Source organism: Streptomyces sp. NPDC096013, assembly GCF_044763565.1.
Taxonomy (GTDB): Bacteria; Actinomycetota; Actinomycetes; order Streptomycetales; family Streptomycetaceae; genus Streptomyces.
Genome location: NZ_JBIWGK010000002.1, coordinates 85,560 through 105,522, shown reverse-complemented (window position 1 = coordinate 105,522; position 19,963 = coordinate 85,560). Strand labels below are relative to the sequence as shown.

At 70.3% G+C, this 19,963-nt stretch carries 18 protein-coding genes and 1 pseudogene; 12 read left to right on the top strand and 7 right to left on the bottom strand.

Annotated elements, in window-relative coordinates; all coding sequences use genetic code 11:
* The first annotated feature begins 8 nt into the window (after positions 1-8).
* Positions 9-986, top strand: a complete 978-nt coding sequence (locus tag ACIRB1_RS07945) for an aldose epimerase family protein (RefSeq protein WP_352183370.1) — start codon at positions 9-11, stop codon at positions 984-986.
* An 83-nt stretch (positions 987-1,069) separates the two neighbouring features.
* Here the strand turns inward: ACIRB1_RS07945 and ACIRB1_RS07940 are convergent, their stop codons facing one another.
* The gene (locus ACIRB1_RS07940) at positions 1,070-3,520 is read right to left on the bottom strand and encodes a glycoside hydrolase family 3 C-terminal domain-containing protein (protein ID WP_352183369.1); all 2,451 of its coding nucleotides are present in this window, start codon (positions 3,518-3,520) and stop codon (positions 1,070-1,072) included.
* Positions 3,521-3,644: 124 nt separating this feature from the next.
* Between ACIRB1_RS07940 and ACIRB1_RS07935 the strand changes: the two genes are divergently transcribed.
* Positions 3,645-4,229, top strand: coding sequence for a TetR/AcrR family transcriptional regulator (locus ACIRB1_RS07935; protein WP_352183368.1), 585 nt, complete (start codon positions 3,645-3,647; stop codon positions 4,227-4,229).
* A 29-nt stretch (positions 4,230-4,258) separates the two neighbouring features.
* On the opposite strand, the gene ACIRB1_RS07930 is transcribed toward ACIRB1_RS07935, so the two are convergent.
* Both ACIRB1_RS07930 and ACIRB1_RS07925 read right to left on the bottom strand, forming a co-directional pair.
* The gene (locus ACIRB1_RS07930; RefSeq protein ID WP_352183367.1) at positions 4,259-4,597 is read right to left on the bottom strand and encodes a YrdB family protein; all 339 of its coding nucleotides are present in this window, start codon (positions 4,595-4,597) and stop codon (positions 4,259-4,261) included.
* A 25-nt stretch (positions 4,598-4,622) separates the two neighbouring features.
* Positions 4,623-4,865 (bottom strand): hypothetical protein, encoded by a 243-nt coding sequence (locus ACIRB1_RS07925; protein ID WP_403464963.1) that lies wholly within the window; start codon positions 4,863-4,865, stop codon positions 4,623-4,625.
* Between the two features lie 8 nt (positions 4,866-4,873).
* On the opposite strand from ACIRB1_RS07925, the gene ACIRB1_RS07920 reads away from it, so the two are divergent.
* Positions 4,874-6,130, top strand: coding sequence for a pyroglutamyl peptidase (locus tag ACIRB1_RS07920; protein WP_403464962.1), 1,257 nt, complete (start codon positions 4,874-4,876; stop codon positions 6,128-6,130).
* On the opposite strand, the gene ACIRB1_RS07915 is transcribed toward ACIRB1_RS07920, so the two are convergent.
* Positions 6,116-6,922, bottom strand: coding sequence for an EI24 domain-containing protein (locus ACIRB1_RS07915; RefSeq protein ID WP_403464961.1), 807 nt, complete (start codon positions 6,920-6,922; stop codon positions 6,116-6,118). The two genes, ACIRB1_RS07920 and ACIRB1_RS07915, sit on opposite strands and share 15 nt — an antisense overlap.
* Positions 6,923-7,035: 113 nt before the next feature.
* On the bottom strand, positions 7,036-7,899 hold the full coding sequence (locus ACIRB1_RS07910) for a hypothetical protein (protein WP_352183364.1): 864 nt from the start codon (positions 7,897-7,899) through the stop codon (positions 7,036-7,038).
* Positions 7,900-8,248: 349 nt separating this feature from the next.
* Here ACIRB1_RS07910 and ACIRB1_RS07905 point away from each other — a divergent pair.
* A pseudogene (locus tag ACIRB1_RS07905) lies at positions 8,249-8,524 on the top strand (peptidase M28); the annotation flags it as partial.
* Positions 8,521-9,675 (top strand): serine hydrolase domain-containing protein, encoded by a 1,155-nt coding sequence (locus tag ACIRB1_RS07900; protein ID WP_352183363.1) that lies wholly within the window; start codon positions 8,521-8,523, stop codon positions 9,673-9,675. The pseudogene ACIRB1_RS07905 and the gene ACIRB1_RS07900, both read left to right, overlap by 4 nt.
* A gap of 60 nt (positions 9,676-9,735) precedes the next feature.
* On the opposite strand, the gene ACIRB1_RS07895 is transcribed toward ACIRB1_RS07900, so the two are convergent.
* Positions 9,736-10,734 (bottom strand): NADP-dependent oxidoreductase, encoded by a 999-nt coding sequence (locus ACIRB1_RS07895; protein WP_403464960.1) that lies wholly within the window; start codon positions 10,732-10,734, stop codon positions 9,736-9,738.
* A gap of 116 nt (positions 10,735-10,850) precedes the next feature.
* On the opposite strand from ACIRB1_RS07895, the gene ACIRB1_RS07890 reads away from it, so the two are divergent.
* Positions 10,851-11,288, top strand: a complete 438-nt coding sequence (locus ACIRB1_RS07890; RefSeq protein ID WP_352183361.1) for a MarR family transcriptional regulator — start codon at positions 10,851-10,853, stop codon at positions 11,286-11,288.
* Between the two features lie 139 nt (positions 11,289-11,427).
* Here ACIRB1_RS07890 and ACIRB1_RS07885 read toward each other — a convergent pair whose 3' ends face one another.
* Positions 11,428-12,228 carry a hypothetical protein gene (locus tag ACIRB1_RS07885; protein WP_403464959.1) on the bottom strand — a complete coding sequence of 267 codons (801 nt, stop codon included), beginning with the start codon at positions 12,226-12,228 and terminating at the stop codon, positions 11,428-11,430.
* Positions 12,229-12,484: 256 nt separating this feature from the next.
* Here ACIRB1_RS07885 and ACIRB1_RS07880 point away from each other — a divergent pair, with 256 nt between their 5' ends.
* The 6 genes from ACIRB1_RS07880 (at position 12,485) to mmsB (ending at position 19,940) form a co-directional block, all read left to right on the top strand.
* Positions 12,485-13,642, top strand: a complete 1,158-nt coding sequence (locus tag ACIRB1_RS07880) for a mandelate racemase/muconate lactonizing enzyme family protein (RefSeq protein ID WP_403464958.1) — start codon at positions 12,485-12,487, stop codon at positions 13,640-13,642.
* The gene (locus ACIRB1_RS07875; RefSeq protein ID WP_403464957.1) at positions 13,639-14,643 is read left to right on the top strand and encodes a zinc-binding dehydrogenase; all 1,005 of its coding nucleotides are present in this window, start codon (positions 13,639-13,641) and stop codon (positions 14,641-14,643) included. The genes ACIRB1_RS07880 and ACIRB1_RS07875 overlap by 4 nt, the downstream gene beginning before the upstream one ends.
* 120 nt (positions 14,644-14,763) lie before the next feature.
* Positions 14,764-15,738 (top strand): hypothetical protein, encoded by a 975-nt coding sequence (locus ACIRB1_RS07870; RefSeq protein ID WP_352183357.1) that lies wholly within the window; start codon positions 14,764-14,766, stop codon positions 15,736-15,738.
* Positions 15,739-15,989: 251 nt separating this feature from the next.
* A complete protein-coding gene (chvE, locus tag ACIRB1_RS07865) occupies positions 15,990-17,102 on the top strand; it encodes a multiple monosaccharide ABC transporter substrate-binding protein (RefSeq protein ID WP_403464956.1) in 1,113 nt (370 codons plus the stop codon).
* A 46-nt stretch (positions 17,103-17,148) separates the two neighbouring features.
* Entirely contained in the window at positions 17,149-18,699 is a 1,551-nt protein-coding gene (gene mmsA / locus ACIRB1_RS07860; RefSeq protein ID WP_352183355.1) for a multiple monosaccharide ABC transporter ATP-binding protein, read from the top strand.
* On the top strand, positions 18,696-19,940 hold the full coding sequence (mmsB, locus tag ACIRB1_RS07855) for a multiple monosaccharide ABC transporter permease (protein ID WP_352183354.1): 1,245 nt from the start codon (positions 18,696-18,698) through the stop codon (positions 19,938-19,940). The genes mmsA and mmsB overlap by 4 nt, the downstream gene beginning before the upstream one ends.
* Positions 19,941-19,963 lie beyond the last annotated feature (23 nt).

Below are 19,963 nucleotides of genomic sequence, written 5' to 3'. Positions count from 1 at the left end.
TTTCCCTCATGAGCGAACTTTTCGGCACACTTCCCGACGGCACGCCGGTGCACCGCTGGACGCTGGAGCGGGCGGGCGTGCGGGTGCGGGTGCTGTCGTACGGCGGGATCGTGCAGTCGGTGGAGGTGCCGGACCGGGCGGGCCGGGTGGCCGACGTGGTGCTCGGGTTCGCGGACCTGGACGGCTATCTCGCCCATCCCGAGCCGTATCTCGGGGCGTTGGTGGGCCGGTACGCGAACCGGATCGCGGGCGGCCGCTTCCCGCTGGACGGGGTCACGTACTCGCTGGCGCAGAACAACGCGCCGAACTCCCTGCACGGCGGCGAGCGCGGTTTCGACAAGCGCGTGTGGGACGTGGAGCCGGTCGAGCACGGGCTGCGGCTCAGCCGGGTCAGCGCGCACGGCGAGGAGGGCTTCCCGGGGCGGCTCGTCGTCTCGGCGACGTACACGCTGGACGCGTCGGGGGCGCTGCGGTTCGCCTACGAGGCCACGACGGACGCGCCGACGATCGTGAACCTCACGAACCACAGCTACTTCAACCTCGGCGGCACCGGCAGCGGCACGGCAGGGGGCCATGAACTCCGGCTCGCCGCCTCGCGGTTCACGCCGGTCGACGCCGATCTGATCCCGACCGGCGCGCTGGACGACGTCACGGGCACGCGCTTCGACTTCCGTGAGCCGCGGAAGGTCGGCGCCGACTACGACCACAACTTCGTGCTCGACAAGGGCGTCACCGAAGCCCCGGTCGAGATCGCCGAGCTCCACGACCCGGCGTCCGGGCGGGTGTTGACGGTGGCGACGACCGAGCCGGGCATCCAGCTCTACACAGCGGATCATCTGGAGGACCCCTTCACCCCGGGCGCCGGGATCGCCCTGGAGACCCAGCACTTCCCGGACTCCCCGAACCGGCCGGGGTTCCCGAGCACGGAGCTGCGGCCGGGGCGGACGTACCGGTCGGAGACGGTGTACGGCTTCTCGGCGCGCTGAGAGCGGTCGCCTCGGCAGGAGATGAGCCCCGGTCCAGGGGTCAGGTCCCGGACCGGGGCTGTCTGAGGGGACGGTGTCCCGGATCAGACGTTAATCGTCGTCGTGACCCTGCGGTCGGTGATCGAGCGCCCGGCCTGGATCTCGTACGAACCCTTTACAAATGCCCACGCGTTCGCCGTCTCATCCCACATCTCGAAAGATCGGCGCGGAAGTTCGAGGACCACCTCGACGCTGTCGCCGGGGCCGGCCTCGACCCCGGCGAATCCGGCCAGCCAGCGGGCGGGCCGCTCCGGGTCGGGCTCGACGGGGGCCAGATAGACCTGGACGACCTCACGGCCGTGCCGGGCACCGGAGTTGGTGATCCGCACGGTGACGGACGTGCCGTCCGCCTCGATGGCGTCGTAGCTCCAGTCGGTGTAGCCGAGGCCGTGCCCGAAGGGGTACGACGGGGTGCGGCCCGCCTTCTCCCAGGCGCGGTAGCCGATGAACACGCCCTCGGTGTAGGGGAGTTCGCCGTTCTCCGGGAGGACCTGGGTGACCGGGGCGTCGGTCAGGGAGCCCCAGGTGGTGGGGAGCCGGCCGCCGGGTTCGTGGGCGCCGGTGAGGACGTCGGTGAGGGCGGCGCCGCCCTCCTGGCCGGGGAACCAGCCGAGCAGCACGGCGGCGACCTCGTCGCGCCAGGGCAGTTCGACCGGGGAGCCGGCGTTGACGATCACGACGGTGTTCGGGTTGGCGGCGGCGACGGCGTGCACCAAGTCGTCCTGGCGGCCGGGGAGTCGCAGGTCCGTGCGGTCGTAGCCCTCGGACTCGACGCGTTCGGTGGTGGCGACCACGACGACGGCGGTGTCGGCGGCGCGGGCCAACTCGACTGCTTCGGCGATGAGTTCGTCGGGATCGCGCTGCGGTTCCTGGTGGACGAGGCTGAAGCCGACGACCTTGAGGTCGCGGTTCTCGGCGAAGCTCACGACGTAGGTCAGGGACACCTCGACCGGCGTGCCGGCGGTGAGTTCGACGCGGGCGCGGGGTTCGGGCGAGCCGAAGAAGGAGCCGAACGGGTCGTCCTTGACCGGGCGTTGGACGTCGTCGTAGTACGTGGTGCCGTCGACGGCGAGGGTGAAGGCGCCGAGTCCCTTGATGCCGAAGGTGTGTTCGCCGGTGTCGCGCGGGGTGAAGGTGCCGGTGAGTTCGACGGTGTGGAGGGTGTCGTGGGTGACGCCCTCGGGGAGGTCGTCGCCCATCCACCGGAGCTGTCCGCTGGGTGCGTCGGCGCTGCCGATGACCTGGCCGGCCGCGTCCCGGCAGACGGCGCGCAGCTCGAACCCCTTGTCGGCGTCGGCGAGTTCGGTGTTCGGGTCGGCGCCGACGGCGTAGCTGAGGGCGCCGTCGGGGAGGGCGGCGGTGAGACCGTCGAGCGGGGAGACGACGTGCGGCGGGAAGACGATGGCGGAGCCGCCGCCGAGGACGCGGGCGTCGCGGGCGGCGGCGCCGAGGAGTGCGACGGTGCCGTGGGGCTTCAGGGGCAGCGCGTCGTGCTCGTTCCGGACGAGGACGAAGGAGCGGCGGGCGATCTCGCGGGCGAGGGCCTCTCCGTCGACGGGGGACGGGAGCCGGTCCGCCGCGACGACCGGCTCGGCGCCGTCCAGGATGCCGACGCGGGCGGCGAGCCGCAGCACGTTGCGTACGGCGGTGTCGACGGTGGCCTCCGCGACCTCGCCGTCCCGCACGGCCTGGGCGAGGGCGTCGCCGTAGACGGTCTTCGGGCCGGGCATGGCGACGTCGAGGCCGCCCTCGATGGTGGCGACGGTGGAGCGGGCGGCGGTCCAGTCGGAGACGTTGAACCCGTCGAAGCCCCATTCGCCGCGCAGGATCTCGTTCACGAGGTAGCGGTGCTCGGACATCGTGGTGCCGTTGACCGTGTTGTACGCGGTCATGATGCCCCAGGGGTGGGCGTTCTCCACGATGTGCTCGAAGGGGGCCAAGTACAGCTCGCGCAGGGCGCGTTGAGAGATGAGGTTGTTCACGGTGAAGCGGTCGGTCTCGGCGTCGTTGGCGACGAAGTGCTTGACGGTGGTGCCGACTCCCCCTGCCTGTACGCCTGTCACGTACCCGGCGCCGATCCGGCCGGTGAGGTACGGGTCCTCGCTGTACGCCTCGAAGTGCCGTCCGCCGAGCGGGGAGCGGTGCAGGTTGACGGTCGGGGCGAGGAGCACGTGGACGCCCTTGCGGCGGGCCTCCTGGGCGAGCAACACGCCCGCCCGGTAGGCGAGTTCGGGGTCCCAGGCGGCGGCGAGGGCGGTCGGCGACGGCAGCGCGACGGAGGGATCGGCGGCGGTCCAGCGCACGCCCCGGACGCCGATCGGGCCGTCCGACATCACGAGGGACCTCAGGCCGATCTCCGGGAGCGCGGGCAGGGACCACATGTCCTGCCCGGCGAGCAGCCGCGTCTTGTCGTCGAGGCCAAGCCTGCCGAGCGCCGCCTCGACGACCGCGTCAACCGCTCCGACCGCTGCGCCCGCTTCACGGGTTTCCGCCATCCCGGTGCCTCCTCGTTGAGTCCGTGGTGAGCCCACGGTGCGTCCGTGTGGTGCCTCCATCGTGCATCGGCTACCTGTAGAGCGGTAGGTTTCGTTACCTTGCCGTTATGTGAACGGTCGCCGGGTGTCGTACGGTGACGCCATGAACGCCACGAACTCCAGGACCCGGCGCGAGGAGCGGCGCGCCGAGATCGTGCGGGCGGCGCTGGAGGTGATCGCCGAGCGCGGCTACCGGGGCACGAGCCTGGCGGCGGTGGCGGAGCGCGTCGGCCTGACCCAGCAGGGCCTGCTGCACTACTTCCCGACGAAGGACGCGCTGCTCGTCGCCGTCCTGGAGGAACGCGACCAGTGGGACGCGGTGCCGGACACCCGCTGGCGCGTCGACCTCCTGGCCTCCCTGGTCGAGTACAACGCGATGCGCCCCGGGATCATCCAGACCTTCTCCGCCCTCCTCGGCGAGAGCGTCACGGAGGGCCATCCGGCCCGGGAGTACTTCACCGAGCGGTACGGCCGCGTACGGGGGAGCATGGCGGGCGTCCTGCGCGCCGAGTACGGCGACCATCTGCCGAACGGCCTCACACCGGAGCGGGCGGCACCGCTGCTGGTGGCGGTGATGGACGGTCTCCAGTACCAGTGGCTGCTGGACCCGGAGTCGGTGGACATGCCGGGCGCGTTCAGGGACTTCCTGGCCCTGCTGGGCGAGAACTGACAGGCAGTCAACTCCACACGTCTGCCCGGCTATTGATGCCAGACCACGGCCAGGGTCTTGCTCACCACGCACACGAGGGCGAGGACGAGGGCCCAGTCGTAGGCCCCGGCGAGGACGAGGGCGGCCACCCCGGCCCCGAACCACACCGCCTCGAACCCGACCCGCCCGGCGCCCCGCACCTTGTACCTGGCCTTCGGCGAACCGCACAGCCCCCACGCCACGGCGAGCACGACCGGCCCGCCGATCCCGAGCAGCCAGGCCCACGGCGTCGCGACGTCCCGCGTGAACCCCCAGTACCCGACGGCGACCAGGGCACCCACCTCGATGGCGAAGAGGACGCCGAGGTTCGCTGTCTTCGCTGTCTTCATGGGCGGCAGTATCACCCGGAAGCGATCACTCCGTCCCGGGAACGGCGGCCACGACTTCGACCTCGACGAGCGCGTCCGCTTGGAACAGCCGCGACACCTCGAAGGTCATGCCGGTGGGCGGGGTACCGGCGGCGACGGAGGCGTTCCTCGGGGTGCCGGCGGAGGAGGCCGGGGGGATCGGATCGTCCGTCGGGCCGGTGGCGTAGACCACACCCGTCACGCGATACTGCCGCCGTCCCGCACCGCACCCCACTGCGACGGAAGGCATCAACCACCTTGAACGTCATACGAGTTCGGACCGGCATCCTCGGACTGGCCCTGTTGGCCGGTTTCTCCGCGCCCAGTACCGGGGCGGCGGCGGCCGGCACCGCCCTGTCCCCGACCGTCGAGGAGCAGCGGCTCGACAAGGAGGTTCCCCGGGAGATCCTCGAGCACTCCGGATTCGACTCCGTGGCACCGGAGTTCAACCGGGCGCTGGAGGGCGCGCACAGTTACGCGCAGGCCCGGCGGATCGTCGTACGCGAGGGGACCGCGTTGTGGCGGCGGGCCGTGGCGCGGGCGCAGGGGCGGGGGCCGGCCGGCGGGGATCTGAGCCGGGACGACGACCGGCCGTTGTACTGGGCCCGGTTGGGGATGACCCGGGAAGTGCGGGGGTGGCAGCCCGGGTTCCGCATCAGTGAGGCGCAACGGGCCGCTCTGCTCTCCGAGTTGGAGGTGACCTCGCGCGGGCAGAGCAGCATCCGGTATCCGCACGAGAAGGGGGTCAGGCGGATACTCGTGACCGGGTTCGACCCGTTCACCCTCGACGCGGACATCCGGATCTCCAATCCGTCCGGGGCGACCGCGCTGGCGCTCGACGGCACGGTGATCCGGACCGCGGACGGGCCCGCGCGGATCGAGACGGCCATGTTCCCCGTGCGGTGGGCCGACTTCGCGGACGGGAGCGTGGAGCGGGCGTTGCGGCCGTATCTGCCGAAGGTGGATCTGTTCACCACCGTGAGCCAGGGGCGGGTCGGCCGGTTCGACGTCGAGCGGACCAACGGGGCCTGGCGGGGCGGGTATCCGGACAACGACAACGTGTCGAGGACCGAGACCGTGCCGGTCGCCGATCCGGCCTCCCAGCCCCAGTGGACGTCGACGACCCTGCCGTACAAGGCGATGGTGGCCGCCGACACCGGGCGGTTCCCGGTGTACGACCACACCGAGGTGACGGAGATCCCGGCGGGCGGCACCGATCCCGTCGTACGGCCCGACGGGCCCACCGCGGGGTCCACGGCCCGTGCCGGGGGCGGCGGGAACTACCTCTCCAACGAGATCGCCTACCGGGCGACGCTGCTACGGGACCGGCTCGGGCTGCACGACTCGCTGCCGGGCGGCCATATCCACACGCCGGTCCTTGCGTTCGGGGCGGGGAACACGGACCCGGCGACGGGGACGATCACCGATCCGGAGTTCGTGCGGAACCGGGTGGACATCATCGCGCAGGTCAGGGCGCTGGTGACGGTGGCGATGGACGCGTCACTGGCCGACTGACGCGGGTCCGGTCTCCGGGCCGCCCTCTTCCCGTTGACCCTCCTCGGTCTCCTCCCCCAGCAGCTCCCGCGCCATCATCGTCGCCCCGGCCACCGCGCCCGGCATCAGGAACACCGCGACGAACGGGATCAGGAAGGAGAGGCCGAGGGGGGTGCCGAAGCCCCAGATGAGGGTCTTGCGGGAGCGGAGGAGGGTGAGGCGGGCGCGGAGGTCGACGCCCCGGCGCTGGAGGGCGACCGCCGTCAGTTCCTCGGTGAGGAAGAAGCCGGTGACGAAGAAGCCGATCACCGGGATGACCGTCTGGCCGATGAACGGGACGAAGCCCAGGGCGAAGAGGAGGACGCCCCACAGGAGCGCGCGGACCAGGATGCGGAGGCTGTCGCGGGCGGAGATCCACAGTTCGCGCCAGAGCGGGAGGCCCGATTCCGGGGCGGTGCCGTCGGGGGATATGTCCTCGTCGACCTTCTCGGAGAGCGTCTCGTAGAAGGGCTGGCCTATCAGCAGGGTGACCGCCGTGAAGGTCAACACCGAGAGCAGCAGGGCGAGTACGAACAGGACCGCGGTGAGGAAACCGCGGAACAGGCCCTGCCACGGGCTCGACCAGTCGTCCGCGAAGGGCGTCGTCCAGGTGACGAAGTCGTCGCCCCAGAGCGCCAGCGCGACCAGCGCCGCGACATACAGGACGAGCGTGATCAGACCGGGGAGCAGCCCGAAACCGTACTGCCTCCCGTGCCGCGCGACCCAGCGCTGGCCCTTCAGGAGATAGCCGAACCCCGCTCCAAGATCATGCATGGGGCGAACTTTACCCAGCCCTTCCGCACCCCGCACCGGCCCGGGTCAACTCCACGTCAACTCCCTTCGGCCGAACCGGTTTCCGCCGATCTCCGTACCTCCCCGTCCCGGCCCTACGCCGTGCTCACCCCCACCACGACCGCCCGGTCCGCCGTCGGCGCCACCGCCGCCGTCACGCGGACCGCCGTCGCCCGGGCCACCCGGCCCGCGCGGGAGGTCGCCGCGAGGAGGGTCGGCTGGAGGTGTTCCAGGGCGGAGACGAGGAGTTCCTCGCCCGCGACCAGGACCGGGCCCGCGACCTTCGTGGTGGCGGCCGCCGCCTCCGTGAGGTCGGCGAGGGGTGGCAGCGCGGCCCGGATCACGTTCACGCCCGCGGTCGCCGCCCGTTGCGCGAGGGCCACCTGGAACGGGAGCAGCGGAGCCAGCGCCGCCGTCAACGCCTCGGCGACGCGCCGGAGTTCGGGTGAGGAGTCGGCCAGTACGTCGGCCGCCGCCCTGATGAGAGGGGTCAGGGCCAGCAGCAGGCCCGCGGCCACGCCCGCCGCCGCGGGGAGCAGCGGCGAGGCCGCCTCGACCAGGTCGCCGAGCGCCGCCGCGAACTCCTCCACCGCCGGTTCCACCGCGTCCAGCACGGGCAGCAGACTGTCCCCGAGCACGGTCAGCAGCGCCTGCGCCGGTGCGCTCACCGGGTGCACGGCCAGCGGGGCGCCGCTCGTACCGAGCCGGGTCAGGGTGTCGACGACGCGGTAGAACGCCTCCTGGGCCTGGGGCGACGCGCTCGCCTCGGCCAGCCCCGCGGTGGTCTCGCGCAGCACCCTGATCGCCTCCGCGCCCGAACCGTCGCGTGGATCAAGGGTGTTGATCGCGATCCTGGTGATGTTCCCGGCCGTGTCCAGGAGTTGGCCGGTGATGTCGGTGGTGCTGCGCGCCATGCGCAGCATGTCGTCCCTGCTGGGGAGCGAAGGAAGCGTTGCCATGGGAACTCCTCGCCGTACGCGGACGTGCGCAGCCGGACACACGCAAGGCCCGGCCGCGCACCACCCACGGCACCCGCCGTACCCGCGTCGTCCGCCGCACCCGCTGCCCGGAACCGGTGACCTGTGCTCAGCATGCCCCCTCCCCGGCCCCACGAATGCGCCATCCGGGGCATCGACGACACCGACGACTTCCTGTGTGCCGTTGAGTCGAACAGGTGCGGCCCGCCGTACCGATCTCTGGAACCAAGAGGAGGTACGCGTGCGAACCATTGCCCGAGCCGTCCGCCCGAGACCCGTTCTGATCACCGCCGTCGCCCTGACCACCACCGCCGGTTCGCTCCCGGCGCCCCGCGCCACGGCTTCGTACGCGACCGGGAATCCTCTTCTCACCGGGCACTGGCGGACGCGGGCCGACGGCTCGGGCGGTCCACCGGACGGGGCGGGGCGGCCCTCGGTCGTCAGTGGCCGACACGCCGTGCTGTTCGGCACGGAGCCCCTCTTCCGGGATCATCCCCAGGGGGAACTCCCGCAGGTCGGACGGGCGTTGTTCACCATGGCACACACGAGCGACGGCGCACGAGCGATGGCTCACGCGAGCAGCGGATCAGTGGAGGAGAGCGGATGACCCAGGAGATCCACGGCACCGTGGCCGACGGCTTCGAGGCGGTACGGGCGGAGTTCGCCGCGTTCGTGGCGACGGAACGCGACGACTACGAGGGCCAGTTGTGTGCATACGTACACGGCCGGCGGGTCGTCGACCTGTGGGCGGGGCCGCCTGGTACCGACGGCGACTCGCTCTATGGCGTGTTCTCGTCCACGAAGGGCGCCGCGCATCTCGTGGTGGCGCTGCTCGTGCAGGACGGCACGCTGGAGCTGGACCGCAAAGTGACCTACTACTGGCCGGAGTTCGCGTCCGAGGGCAAGGGTGGGCTGACACTGCGCGAGCTGCTCGCACACCGGGCGGGCCTCGTCGGGACCGACACCGGGTTCACGCTCGACGAGCTGGCCGACGACCGGGCGCTGGCCGAACGCCTCGCCGACCAGCGGCCGTTCTGGCGCCCGGGGACGGCCTTCGGCTATCACGCCCTGGTGATCGGCGCGTTGACCGGCGAGATCGTACGCCGGGCCACGGGCCGTTCGCTCCAGGAGGTGCACGAGGAGAGAGTGCGCGCGCCCTACGGGCTGGACTTCTTCCTCGGGCTGCCGATGGCGCACGAGCCCCGGTTCCGCACGGTCCAGCCCCTGTTGCTGTCACCGGAGCAGGAGGCCGCGCGGGCCGCGGAGCCGTCGGGGCCGCACAGTCTCGGCTCGATCGCGTTCAACGCGCACGCGGCGCAGCCGACCGAGCTCATGTCCCTGCCGAACGAGCGGGTGATCCGGGCGAAGGGTCCCGCCTCGGTCGGCGGGGTGGCGTCGGCGCGCGGGCTGGCGGGGCTGTACGCGGCGGCGACCAGTGAAGTCGACGACAGGGCGGCGCTGTTGAAGCCGGACACGGTGGCCGAGTTCGGGCAGCTGCACTCCGTCGGGTACGACGTGGTGACCGGCACGCACAGGTCGTTCGGCCTGGGGTTCCAGGCGACGGCGGACGCCTGGTACCCGTTCCTCGGCGCGGGCACGATCGGCCACAGCGGCGCGGCGGGCTCGCAGGCCTTCGCGGACCCGCGCAGCGGGCTGGCCTACGGCTACACCCGGCGCCGGTTCGCGTTCCCGGGCGGGGCGGCGCCGGAGAACGTGGGGCTGGTGCGGGCGGTGCACGGCGCGGCGCTGGCGCAGTGACGTCGGCGAAGGCCGCACCCCGCGTGAAAGGGTGCGGCCTCGGCGTAACGGCGTCTGGCGTCAGAGCTTGACGATCATCTTGCCGGTGTTGTCCCCGCGCAGCTGGCCGAGGAACGCCTCCAGGTTGTTCTCGATGCCCTCGACGACCGTCTCGCGGTACTTCAGGGCGCCGGACGCGACCCACGCGCCGACCTCCTGGACGAACTGCGGCTGAAGGTCGTAGTGGTCGCCGACGAGGAAGCCCTCGATGCGGCCGCGGGTCTGGATGAGGCGGCCGAGATTCTTCGGGCCGGGGGCGGGCTCGGTGTTGTTGTAGACCGAGATCATGCCGCAGATCGCGATGCGCCCGCGCTCGTTCAGGGAGCCGATCGCGGCTTCGAGGTGGTCGCCGCCGACGTTGTCGAAGTAGACGTCGACGCCGTCCGGGGCGGCCTCGCGGAGCTGCTGACCGACCGGGCCGTTCTTGTAGTTGAAGGCCGCGTCGAAGCCGTACTCCTCGACGAGGAGCTTGACCTTCTCGTCCGAGCCGGCGGAGCCGATGACGCGGGAGGCGCCCTTGAGCTTGGCGATCTGGCCGACCTGGCTGCCGACGGCACCGGCGGCGCCGGAGACGAAGACCGAGTCGCCCTCCTTGAAGGACGCGGTGCGCAGCAGGCCCGCGTAGGCGGTGAGGCCGGTCATGCCGAGGACGCCGAGGTAGGTGGAGAGCGGGGCGAGGTCGGGGTCGACCTTGACGGCGCCCTTGGCGTCGATGGTCGCGTACTCGCGCCAGCCGCCGAAGTGCAGGACGTGGTCGCCGGGGGCGAACCCCTCGGCGTTCGACTCGACGACCTCGCCGACCGCGCCGCCCTGCATGACCTTGCCCAGCTCGAAGGGGGCGACGTACGACTTCGCCGCGCTCATGCGGCCGCGCATGTACGGGTCGACCGACAGGTACTTGTTCCGCACCAGCACCTGGCCCTCGGCCGGGGCCCGGGTCTCGGTCTCCACCAGGGCGAAGTCCTCGGGCTTCGGCCAGCCGACCGGGCGGCTGAGCAGGTGCCATTCGCGGTTGATCATCACAAGCGCCTTTCGTTGTGCAGGGGTGTCTCGCATACTGCCAAATACTTCAGTACCTGAAACAACCATGCCTCTGGATATTTCATGATGTCAAGTAACGGGGTACGCTGGAGTCCATGGCCACACCCGAAAAGACGCGCCGCTCCGACCCCGTGACCATGGAGGTCGTCGAGCTGATCGGCGACGTCGTGGCGCGGTTCTACCAGGACTACGAGGAAGCGGCGGGCGACCACAAGCTCACCGGAGCCCAGGCCAGACTGCTCAGCCTGCTCTCCCTGGAGCCCCTGCCCATGCGCAGACTCGCCCGCAAGCTGAAGTGCGAGCCGTCGAACGTCACGGGCATCGTGGACCGCCTGGAGACCCGCGGCCTGGTGGAGCGCCGCCCCGACCCCGCCGACCGCCGGGTGAAGCTGGCGGCGGCCACGGAGGAAGGCCGCCGGGTCGCCCGCAGCCTGCGCGAGTCTCTGCGCTTCGCCCGCGAGCCGCTGGCCGGCCTGTCGGACGAGGAGCGGCTGGCGCTGCGGGGGCTGTTGCGGAGGATGCTGGAGGACTGAGGGCCGCGGCGGGTGCCGGTGACCGGGTGGGACTGCTCAGCCCCCGGTCCGTCCCGCCCGCCTCGGCGCGGTCACAGCGCCCGTCGTCGGACGCGAGGCCCGGGGCCTGCGCACGGGCGATGACAGCACCGCCGGTACGTCAGGAGCACCACCACAGGATCTGCTTGCACGTCTCCGACGGAGACGGTGTCGGGCTCGGGTCCGAGGAGGTCGGTTCCGAGGACGGGGTGGTGGTCGGCGGGTTCGTCGACGACGTGGACGCGGGGGACGTGGTGTCGTCGCCGGTGGCTGCCGTGGGGGTGCTCGTCTCCTCGGGGTCCTTGGTGGCCTTCGGGGACTTCGAGGGGGACGCGGAGGGTGACGCCGAGGCGTCCGGGGACGCCGTACCCGCGCCGGTTCCTACGGTCTTCGTCGCGTCCAGGGGCTCCGCCGTCGGGCTGGCCTCCTCGTCCGCGCCGCCCTCCGCGGAGGCGCCCGGTGCCGCGGACCCCGGGATCGAGAAGGGCGCGTCCGTGCCCAGTTCCGCCAGGCTCAGGCCGGCCGCCGCCAGTACGAAACCGGCCGTTATGAGAAGCACCCGGCGACGGCGCCTGCGGTGTGCCGCGGCCTTGCGGTCACGGCGGCTCCCGCCTGCCGTGTCCGGGTCCTCGGGGCCGTCGTCGTCGGCCTCGGCCTCGGTCGCGGCGAGGGTGCTCTCGACGCGGACGCGGCCCCGGTTCTTCCGCCGCGCGGCACGGCCCTGCGGCTCATCGTCCGCGTCACCCTCCTCGCGTCCGGCGTCGGGCGCGCCCTCGTACGACGCGCCGCCCATGTCCGGGCGCGCGTCAACCGCGGGTGCGTGGGCCTGAGTTGAGTCGGCCGGTGGTTCGACCGGCGCGCCGCACCCCGGGCACGCGAGGGCGCCGTTCAGGTGCCGGCCGCAGGGGTGGCAGTAGTCCATGACGCGGGGAAGACTAGGTTCCTCACAGGTGCCGTTCATAGTCACGCCTGTGAAAGTTGTGTGGGGACGTGGCGGGAAACGACAAGAATCGACACGAACCGGCGCCGTCAGGCGGTACGTCGATCGCCCGTCTTGCCGAAACCGTTACACGTTCGACCCATTGACACCCCCGCCTCGCCGTCCTTACTGTCTGCCCAGCATTTCGAACGTGAGCCGAAATTTCGAACAGCACTGAAGAGCACAGGGGGCAACTGCCGTGCGCATCACGGGAATCAGCACACACGTGGTCGGGACGCCATGGCGCAATCTGACGTACGTCCAAGTGCACACCGACGAGGGCGTCACCGGTGTCGGCGAGACCCGGATGCTGGGCCACACCGACGCGCTGATCGGTTACCTGCGCGAGGCCGAGGCAAACCACATTCTCGGTTCGGACCCGTTCGCAGTGGAAGACCTCGTACGCCGGATGAAGTACGGCGACTACGGGCGCGCGGGTGAGATCGTCATGTCCGGCATCGCCGTGATCGAGATGGCCTGCTGGGACATCAAGGGCAAGGCCCTCGGCGTGCCGGTGTGGCAGTTGCTCGGCGGCAAGGTCACCGACAAGGTGAAGGCGTACGCCAACGGCTGGTACACCACCGAGCGGACCCCGGAGGCCTATCACAAGGCCGCCCAGGGGGTCGTCGAGCGCGGCTACAAGGCTCTGAAGATCGACCCGTTCGGCACCGGGCACTTCGAACTCGACCACGAGCAGACCCTGTACGCGGTCTCCCTCATCGAGGCCGTACGGGACGCGATCGGCCCGGACGCCGAGCTGATGCTGGAGATGCACGGCCGGTTCTCGCCGTCGACCGCGGTACGGCTCGCGCACGAACTCGCCCCGTTCAAGCCCGCGTGGCTGGAGGAGCCGGTCCCGCCGGAGAACCTGAAGGCGCTGGAGAAGGTCGCCGCCAAGGTCGACATCCCGGTCGCCACGGGTGAACGCATCCACGACCGCGTCGAGTTCCGCGAGCTGTTCGAGAGCCAGGCCGTCGACATCATCCAGCCCGACGTCGGCCACATCGGCGGCATCTGGGAGACCCGCAAGCTGGCCGCGACCGCCGAGGCGCACTACGTCCTCGTCGCCCCGCACAACGTCGGCGGCCCGGTGCTGACCGCCGCCTCGCTCCAGGTCGGCTTCTCCACACCGAACTTCAAGATCCTGGAGCACTTCAACGACTTCGCGGACGCCGAGATCAAGAAGGTCGTCAAGGGCGCCCCGCAGGTGATCGACGGCTACTTCCACCTCTCGGACGCGCCCGGTCTCGGTGTCGAGCTGGACACCGACGCGGCGGCCGAATTCCCGCAGCAGCAGGCGCGGTTCGATCTCTGGGCGGACGGCTGGGAGCAGCGCAAGCCGAAGGGCACGAAGTGAGCACCGCGGTCGTCGTCGAGGCCCCGGGCGAGCACCGGCTGGCCTCGCACGAGCCCCGGCGGCCGGAGGCGGGCGAGGCGCTGGTGCGCGTCCACGCGGTCGGCATCTGCGGCAGCGACCGCGAGGTGTACCAGGGCAACAGGCCCGAGGGCTACGTCCGTTACCCCCTCACCCCGGGCCACGAGTGGTCCGGCACGGTGGCGGCCGTGGGCACCGGGGTGCCCGCGACCCTGGTGGGCCGCAAGGTCGTCGGCGAGGGCTTCCGCAACTGCCAGGTCTGCGACCGCTGCCACGCGGGCGAGACAACGTTGTGCACGGCGGGTTACGAGGAGACCGGCTTCACCCAGCCGGGCGCGATGGCCGCCACCCTCACGCTCCCCGCCCGCCTCCTCCATGTCCTCCCGGACGATGCCGACTTGACGGCGGCGGCCCTGCTGGAACCCGCCGCCTGCATCGCGGCCGCCGCACTGAAGGCGAACGCCCGCCCCGGCGAGCGGGTCGCGGTGGTCGGCACCGGCACGCTCGGGATGTTCGCGGTGCAGTTCCTGAAGGCGGGCTCGCCGGCCGAGTTGCTCGTGGTGGGCACCCGGCCCGACCGCGCGAAGCTGTCGAAGGACTTCGGCGCGAGCCGATTCCTCACCAGGGACCAGGAGTTGCCCGACGACTTCGATGTGGTGATCGAGACCGCCGGGTCCGCGTCCGCCGCGCGCACCGCCGCCTCCCTGCTGAGGCGCGGCGGACGCCTGGTCCTCACCGGTATCCCCGCGCCGGGCGCCGAGGGTCTCGACCCGACCGATCTCGTCGTACGGCAGCTGGAGGTGCACACCGTCTTCGGGGCACCGCCGGACGCCTGGGCGCACACGGTACGGGTCTTCGGGGCGGGCTTGCTCGATCCGCTCCCCCTGATCACCCATGAGCTGCCGCTCGCCGAGTTCCCGCAGGCCATCGAGCTGGTGGGGTCCGGCGATCCGAAGGTCGGCAAGGTGCTGCTGCGGCCGTAGGACACCCCAGTCGTACGTCGGCACGGGGTGACCTGACCACCCCGTGCCGACGTACCACCAGAACTTTCCGTACTCCGAGCCGCGAACTTTGTCCGATATACCGAACGCGAAGGACAGCTAGTGACCGACACCGCCACGGCAGCCCGCAGGCCCGGGGAGCAGGCGCTCTCCGCGCTCGGCCTGGGCGCGCCCGCACTCGACCCCGCCGACGCCTCGCCGCACACCTTCCCGGGCGGTGGTCGCTGGCGCACCGAGATCCCCTCGTGCGAGGGTCCCGAGGCGCTGGCGGTCATCCTCAAGGAGTCCTCTCGCCTGGACGTGCCGATCCACCGGATCAGCCAGGGCAGTGGCGTGTGGATGCTGACCGACACCGAGATCACCGAGATGGTCGAGGCGACGGCCGAACGCGACATCGAGCTCTGCCTGTTCACCGGGCCGCGCGGGACGTGGGACATCGGCGGCTCGGTCCGCTCCGACTCACGTGGCGGCGGCCTGCGTGCCCGGGGCCATGACGCGGTCGCCGGCTGCGTCGAAGACGCCGTGCGGGCCACGGAGTTGGGCGTCAAGTGCCTGCTCGTCGCGGACGAGGGCGTGCTGTGGACGCTGCACCGGGCGCGGGCGACGGGGATCATCCCGGCCGACACGACGCTCAAGGTCTCGGCGCTGATCGGTCCGGTCAACCCGGCGGCGTACGCGGTCTACGAACGCCTCGGCGCGGACTCCCTGAACGTCCCCAGCGACCTGACGCTCGCTCACCTCACCGAGATCCGGCGGGTGTCGGCGGCGCCGATGGACATGTACATCGAGGCGCCGGACGACCTCGGCGGCTACATCCGGATGTACGAGGTCGCCGAACTGATCCGCCGGGGCGCCCCGTTGTACCTCAAGTTCGGCCTCTCCAAGGCCCCCGGCATCTACCCGTGGGGCACCCACCTGCGGGACGTGACCCTGGACACCGCGCGGGAGCGGGTACGGCGGGGGCGGCTCGCCCTCGACCTGCTCGCCCGCCATGGGGCGGACACCGGCATGGCCCCCCTGGGTACCAGGCTCCCCGGCCCTCTCAACCGCTTCCCCACAGAGAGTGCCACCGACTGACGAACAGGGTCTGCGGGCCCGCCTGTGGCCGGTCGCGCAGTTCCCCGCGCCCCTAAGGGACCTGGGCCGGTGCTCAAGGGGCGCGGGGAACTGCGCGACCAGCCCCCACCGCCCCGCACCGAACAACACAACCCGCACCACCCCACACCCGTACCCGCACCCGCACCCGCACCCGCACAACAACCCCGCATCCTGAACCACCCTCCACACCCGCTGCCCCTCTCAACGACGAGAAGAATGAGGCCAGTTCCATGCACATCCGCAGAAGTCGTGCCCTCCCCCTGATAGCCGGCGCAGCCACCCTCGCCCTGACCCTCTCCGCATGCGGCCAGAGCGGTTCCGGCGGCAGCAAGGAGAAGTCGAGCAGCGCGAAGGGCGGCACGATCGGCATCGCGATGCCGACGAAGTCCTCCGCACGCTGGATCTCCGACGGCAACAACATGGTCAAGGACCTCAAGGCCAAGGGCTACAAGACCAAGCTGGTCTACGGCGAGGACGACCCGGACACCCAGGTCTCGCAGATCGAGAACATGATCACCCAGGGCGTCAAGGGCCTGGTCATCGCGGCGATCGACAACAAGTCCCTGAACAACGTGCTCCAGGAAGCCGCCAGCGCGAAGATCCCGGTCATCGCCTACGACCGCCTCATCCTCGGCACCAAGAACGTCGACTACTACGCGTCGTTCGACAACGAGAAGGTCGGCACCCTCCAAGGCACGTACATCGTGCACAAGCTGGGGCTGGACAGCGGCAAGAAGGGCCCGTTCAACATCGAGCTGTTCGCCGGCTCGAACGACGACAACAACACCAAGTACTTCTTCGACGGCGCGATGAAGGTCCTCCAGCCGTACATCGACAAGAAGGAACTGGTCGTCAAGTCCGGGCAGACCGCGCTCAACAAGGTCACCACCCTGCGCTGGGACGGCACCACCGCGCAGAACCGCATGGAGGACATCCTCACCGGCTCGTACAAGACCGGCCGGGTCGACGCCGTGCTGTCGCCCTACGACGGCATCTCCATCGGCATCCTGTCCGCGCTGAAGTCGGACGGCTACGGCTCGTCCAGCAAGCCGCTGCCGGTGATCACCGGCCAGGACGCCGAGCTGGCCTCGGTGAAGTCGATCATCGCCGGTGAGCAGACGCAGACGGTCTACAAGGACACCCGTCAGCTCGCCAAGGTCGCGGACACGATGCTCGACGACGTGCTCAACGGCAAGACGCCGCAGACCAACGACACCAAGACCTACGACAACGGCACCAAGGTCGTCCCCGCCTACCTGCTCCAGCCGGTGAGCGTCGACAAGACCAACTACGAGGACGTGCTGGTCAAGGGCGGTTACTACACGGACGCCCAACTCAAGTAGTTCCGGCTCCCGTTACCCGACCCCACACTGATTGGTAGGCACGACCATGGCGGGACCCGTCCTGGAAATGCGCTCGATCGTCAAGACCTTTCCCGGTGTCAAAGCGCTCTCGGACGTCACTTTGACGGTCCGTCAGGGCGAGGTCCACGCCATCTGCGGCGAGAACGGCGCCGGGAAGTCCACCTTGATGAAGGTGCTCTCCGGCGTCCATCCGCACGGCAGTTACGAGGGGGACATCCTCTTCGAGGGCGAGGAGTGCGCCTTCCGCGACATCCGGGCGAGCGAGCAGCGCGGCATCGTGATCATCCACCAGGAACTGGCGCTGGTGCCGTTCCTGTCGATCGCGGAGAACATCTTCCTCGGCAACGAGCACGCCTCGCGCGGGCTCATCAACTGGAACGAGACCCTGCGGCACGGCACCGAACTGCTGCGCCGGGTGGGCCTCAGCGACCACCCGGAGACCCGCGTCGCCGACATCGGCGTGGGCAAGCAGCAGCTCGTGGAGATCGCGAAGGCGCTGTCGAAGAAGGTGAAGCTGCTCATCCTGGATGAGCCGACGGCGGCCCTGAACGACGAGGACAGCGGCAAACTCCTGGATCTCATCCTGGAGTTGAAGAAGCAGGGCATCACCTCGATCATCATCTCCCACAAGCTCAACGAGATCCGCAAGGTCGCCGACTCGGTGACGATCCTGCGCGACGGGCGCTCCATCGAGACGCTCGACGTGAAGGCGCCGGAGACGACCGAGGAGCGGATCATCTCCGGCATGGTCGGCCGCGACCTCGACCACCGCTTCCCCGAGCGCACCCCGTACGCGGGCGAGCCCGAGGCGGCACCGGCTCTGGAGATCCGCGGCTGGACGGTGTTCCATCCGATCGACCAGCAGCGCAAGGTAGTTGACGATGTGTCCATAAACGTGCGCAGGGGCGAGATCGTCGGCATCGCCGGACTGATGGGCGCCGGCCGCACCGAACTCGCGATGAGCGTCTTCGGCCGCTCCTACGGCCGCTACGCCGGCGGCACGGTCCTCAAGGACGGCCGGGAGATCCGCACCAAGTCGGTGGCGGAGGCGGTCGGACAGGGCATCGCCTATGTCACCGAGGACCGTAAGCACTACGGCCTCAACCTCATCGACACGATCAACCGGAACATCTCGCTGACCGCCCTGAACAAGGTCTCCAAGCGCGGGGTGGTCGACGAGCACGGGGAACGGCAGGTCGCCGAGCGGTTCCGCACGTCCATGAACATCAAGGCACCGACCGTCTTCGAGCCGGTGGGCAAGCTGTCCGGCGGCAACCAGCAGAAGGTCGTCCTCAGCAAGTGGATCTTCGCGGGTCCCGAGGTGCTGATCCTGGACGAGCCCACCCGGGGCATCGACGTGGGCGCCAAATACGAGATCTACACGGTCATCGACCAACTCGCCGCCGAGGGCAAGGCGGTGGTCTTCATCTCCTCCGAACTGCCGGAACTGCTCGGCATGTGCGACCGCATCTACACGATGGCGGCGGGCCGCCTGACCGGTGAGGTGCCCCGGGCCGAGGCCACGCAGGAAGTGCTGATGCGCCAGATGACGAAGGACAAAGAGGTAACGCGATGAGCACGGACGTGACCGCCAAGAGCCCGGCCCCCGCGCCGCCGGGCAAGAGCGGATCGGCCGCGGGTGGCGGCCTGGTGCAGCTGATGCTGGACGGCCTGCGGCGCAACATGCGCCAGTACGGCATGCTGATCGCGCTCGGTCTGATCGTGATCCTCTTCGAGGTCTGGACCGGCGGGGACCTGCTGCTGCCGCGCAACGTCTCCAACCTGGTGCTTCAGAACAGCTACATCCTGATCCTGGCGATCGGCATGATGCTGGTCATCATCGCCGGGCACATCGACCTGTCGGTGGGCTCGCTGACGGCGTTCGTGGGTGCCTTCGCGGCGGTCCTGATGGTCAACCATCAGGTGCCGTGGCCGGTCGCGGTGGTGCTGTGCCTGCTGATGGGCGCCGTCGCGGGCTCCGTACAGGGGCTGTTGATCGCCTACGCGGGGATACCGTCCTTCATCGTCACCCTCGCCGGGATGCTGCTCTTCCGCGGCCTCACGGAGATCCTCCTCCAGGGTCAGACGCTCGGCCCGTTCCCCAACGGCCTTCAGAAGATAGGCAACGGCTTCCTGCCCTCCGTGGGACCGAACACCAACTACCACAACATCACGCTGCTGTTGGGGCTCGTGATGATCGCCGCGGTGGTGTGGCAGGAGGTGCGGGACCGCCGCAGGCAGCAGGAGTTCTCGCTCGACGTGCCACCCACCAAGCTGTTCCTGCTCAAGCTGGCCGCGATCATCGCCGCGATCCTCTGGCTCACGCTGCTGCTCGCCAGCTACGACGGCGCGCCCATCGTGCTGATCATCCTCGGTGTCCTGGTGGCCGGTTACGGCTATGTGATGCGCAACGCGGTCTTCGGCCGCCACATCTACGCGATCGGCGGCAACCTGCCGGCCGCGAAGCTGTCCGGCGTCAAGGACAAGCGCGTCACCTTCCAGGTGTTCCTGAACATGGGCGTGCTCGCGGCCCTGGCGGGTCTGGTGGTCACCTCCCGCCTCAACGCGGCCTCGCCGAAGGCGGGCGACGGCTTCGAACTCGAGGCCATCGCCTCGTCGTTCATCGGTGGCGCGTCCATGAGCGGCGGTGTGGGTACCGTCCTCGGCGCGATCATCGGTGGTCTCGTCCTCGGCGTGCTGAACAACGGCATGAACCTCCTCAGCGTCGGCACCGACTGGCAACAGGTCATCAAGGGCCTCGCCCTGCTGGCCGCGGTCGGCTTCGATGTGTGGAACAAGCGCAAGTCCGGTTCGTAACGGAAGCTCCGCCGGGAGAGCGG

What these genes read in the sequence shown, in the direction of transcription:
- ACIRB1_RS07945 (WP_352183370.1), top strand. Translation starts at nt 9, where the DNA reads ATGAGCGAACTTTTCGGCACACTTCCCGACGGCACGCCGGTGCACCGC.
- ACIRB1_RS07940 (WP_352183369.1), bottom strand. Translation starts at nt 3,520, where the DNA reads ATGGCGGAAACCCGTGAAGCGGGCGCAGCGGTCGGAGCGGTTGACGCG.
- ACIRB1_RS07930 (WP_352183367.1), bottom strand. Translation starts at nt 4,597, where the DNA reads ATGAAGACAGCGAAGACAGCGAACCTCGGCGTCCTCTTCGCCATCGAG.
- ACIRB1_RS07925 (WP_403464963.1), bottom strand. Translation starts at nt 4,865, where the DNA reads ATGCCTTCCGTCGCAGTGGGGTGCGGTGCGGGACGGCGGCAGTATCGC.
- ACIRB1_RS07915 (WP_403464961.1), bottom strand. Translation starts at nt 6,922, where the DNA reads ATGCATGATCTTGGAGCGGGGTTCGGCTATCTCCTGAAGGGCCAGCGC.
- ACIRB1_RS07910 (WP_352183364.1), bottom strand. Translation starts at nt 7,899, where the DNA reads ATGGCAACGCTTCCTTCGCTCCCCAGCAGGGACGACATGCTGCGCATG.
- ACIRB1_RS07900 (WP_352183363.1), top strand. Translation starts at nt 8,521, where the DNA reads ATGACCCAGGAGATCCACGGCACCGTGGCCGACGGCTTCGAGGCGGTA.
- ACIRB1_RS07895 (WP_403464960.1), bottom strand. Translation starts at nt 10,734, where the DNA reads ATGATCAACCGCGAATGGCACCTGCTCAGCCGCCCGGTCGGCTGGCCG.
- ACIRB1_RS07890 (WP_352183361.1), top strand. Translation starts at nt 10,851, where the DNA reads ATGGCCACACCCGAAAAGACGCGCCGCTCCGACCCCGTGACCATGGAG.
- ACIRB1_RS07885 (WP_403464959.1), bottom strand. Translation starts at nt 12,228, where the DNA reads ATGGACTACTGCCACCCCTGCGGCCGGCACCTGAACGGCGCCCTCGCG.
- chvE (WP_403464956.1), top strand. Translation starts at nt 15,990, where the DNA reads ATGCACATCCGCAGAAGTCGTGCCCTCCCCCTGATAGCCGGCGCAGCC.
- mmsA (WP_352183355.1), top strand. Translation starts at nt 17,149, where the DNA reads ATGGCGGGACCCGTCCTGGAAATGCGCTCGATCGTCAAGACCTTTCCC.
- mmsB (WP_352183354.1), top strand. Translation starts at nt 18,696, where the DNA reads ATGAGCACGGACGTGACCGCCAAGAGCCCGGCCCCCGCGCCGCCGGGC.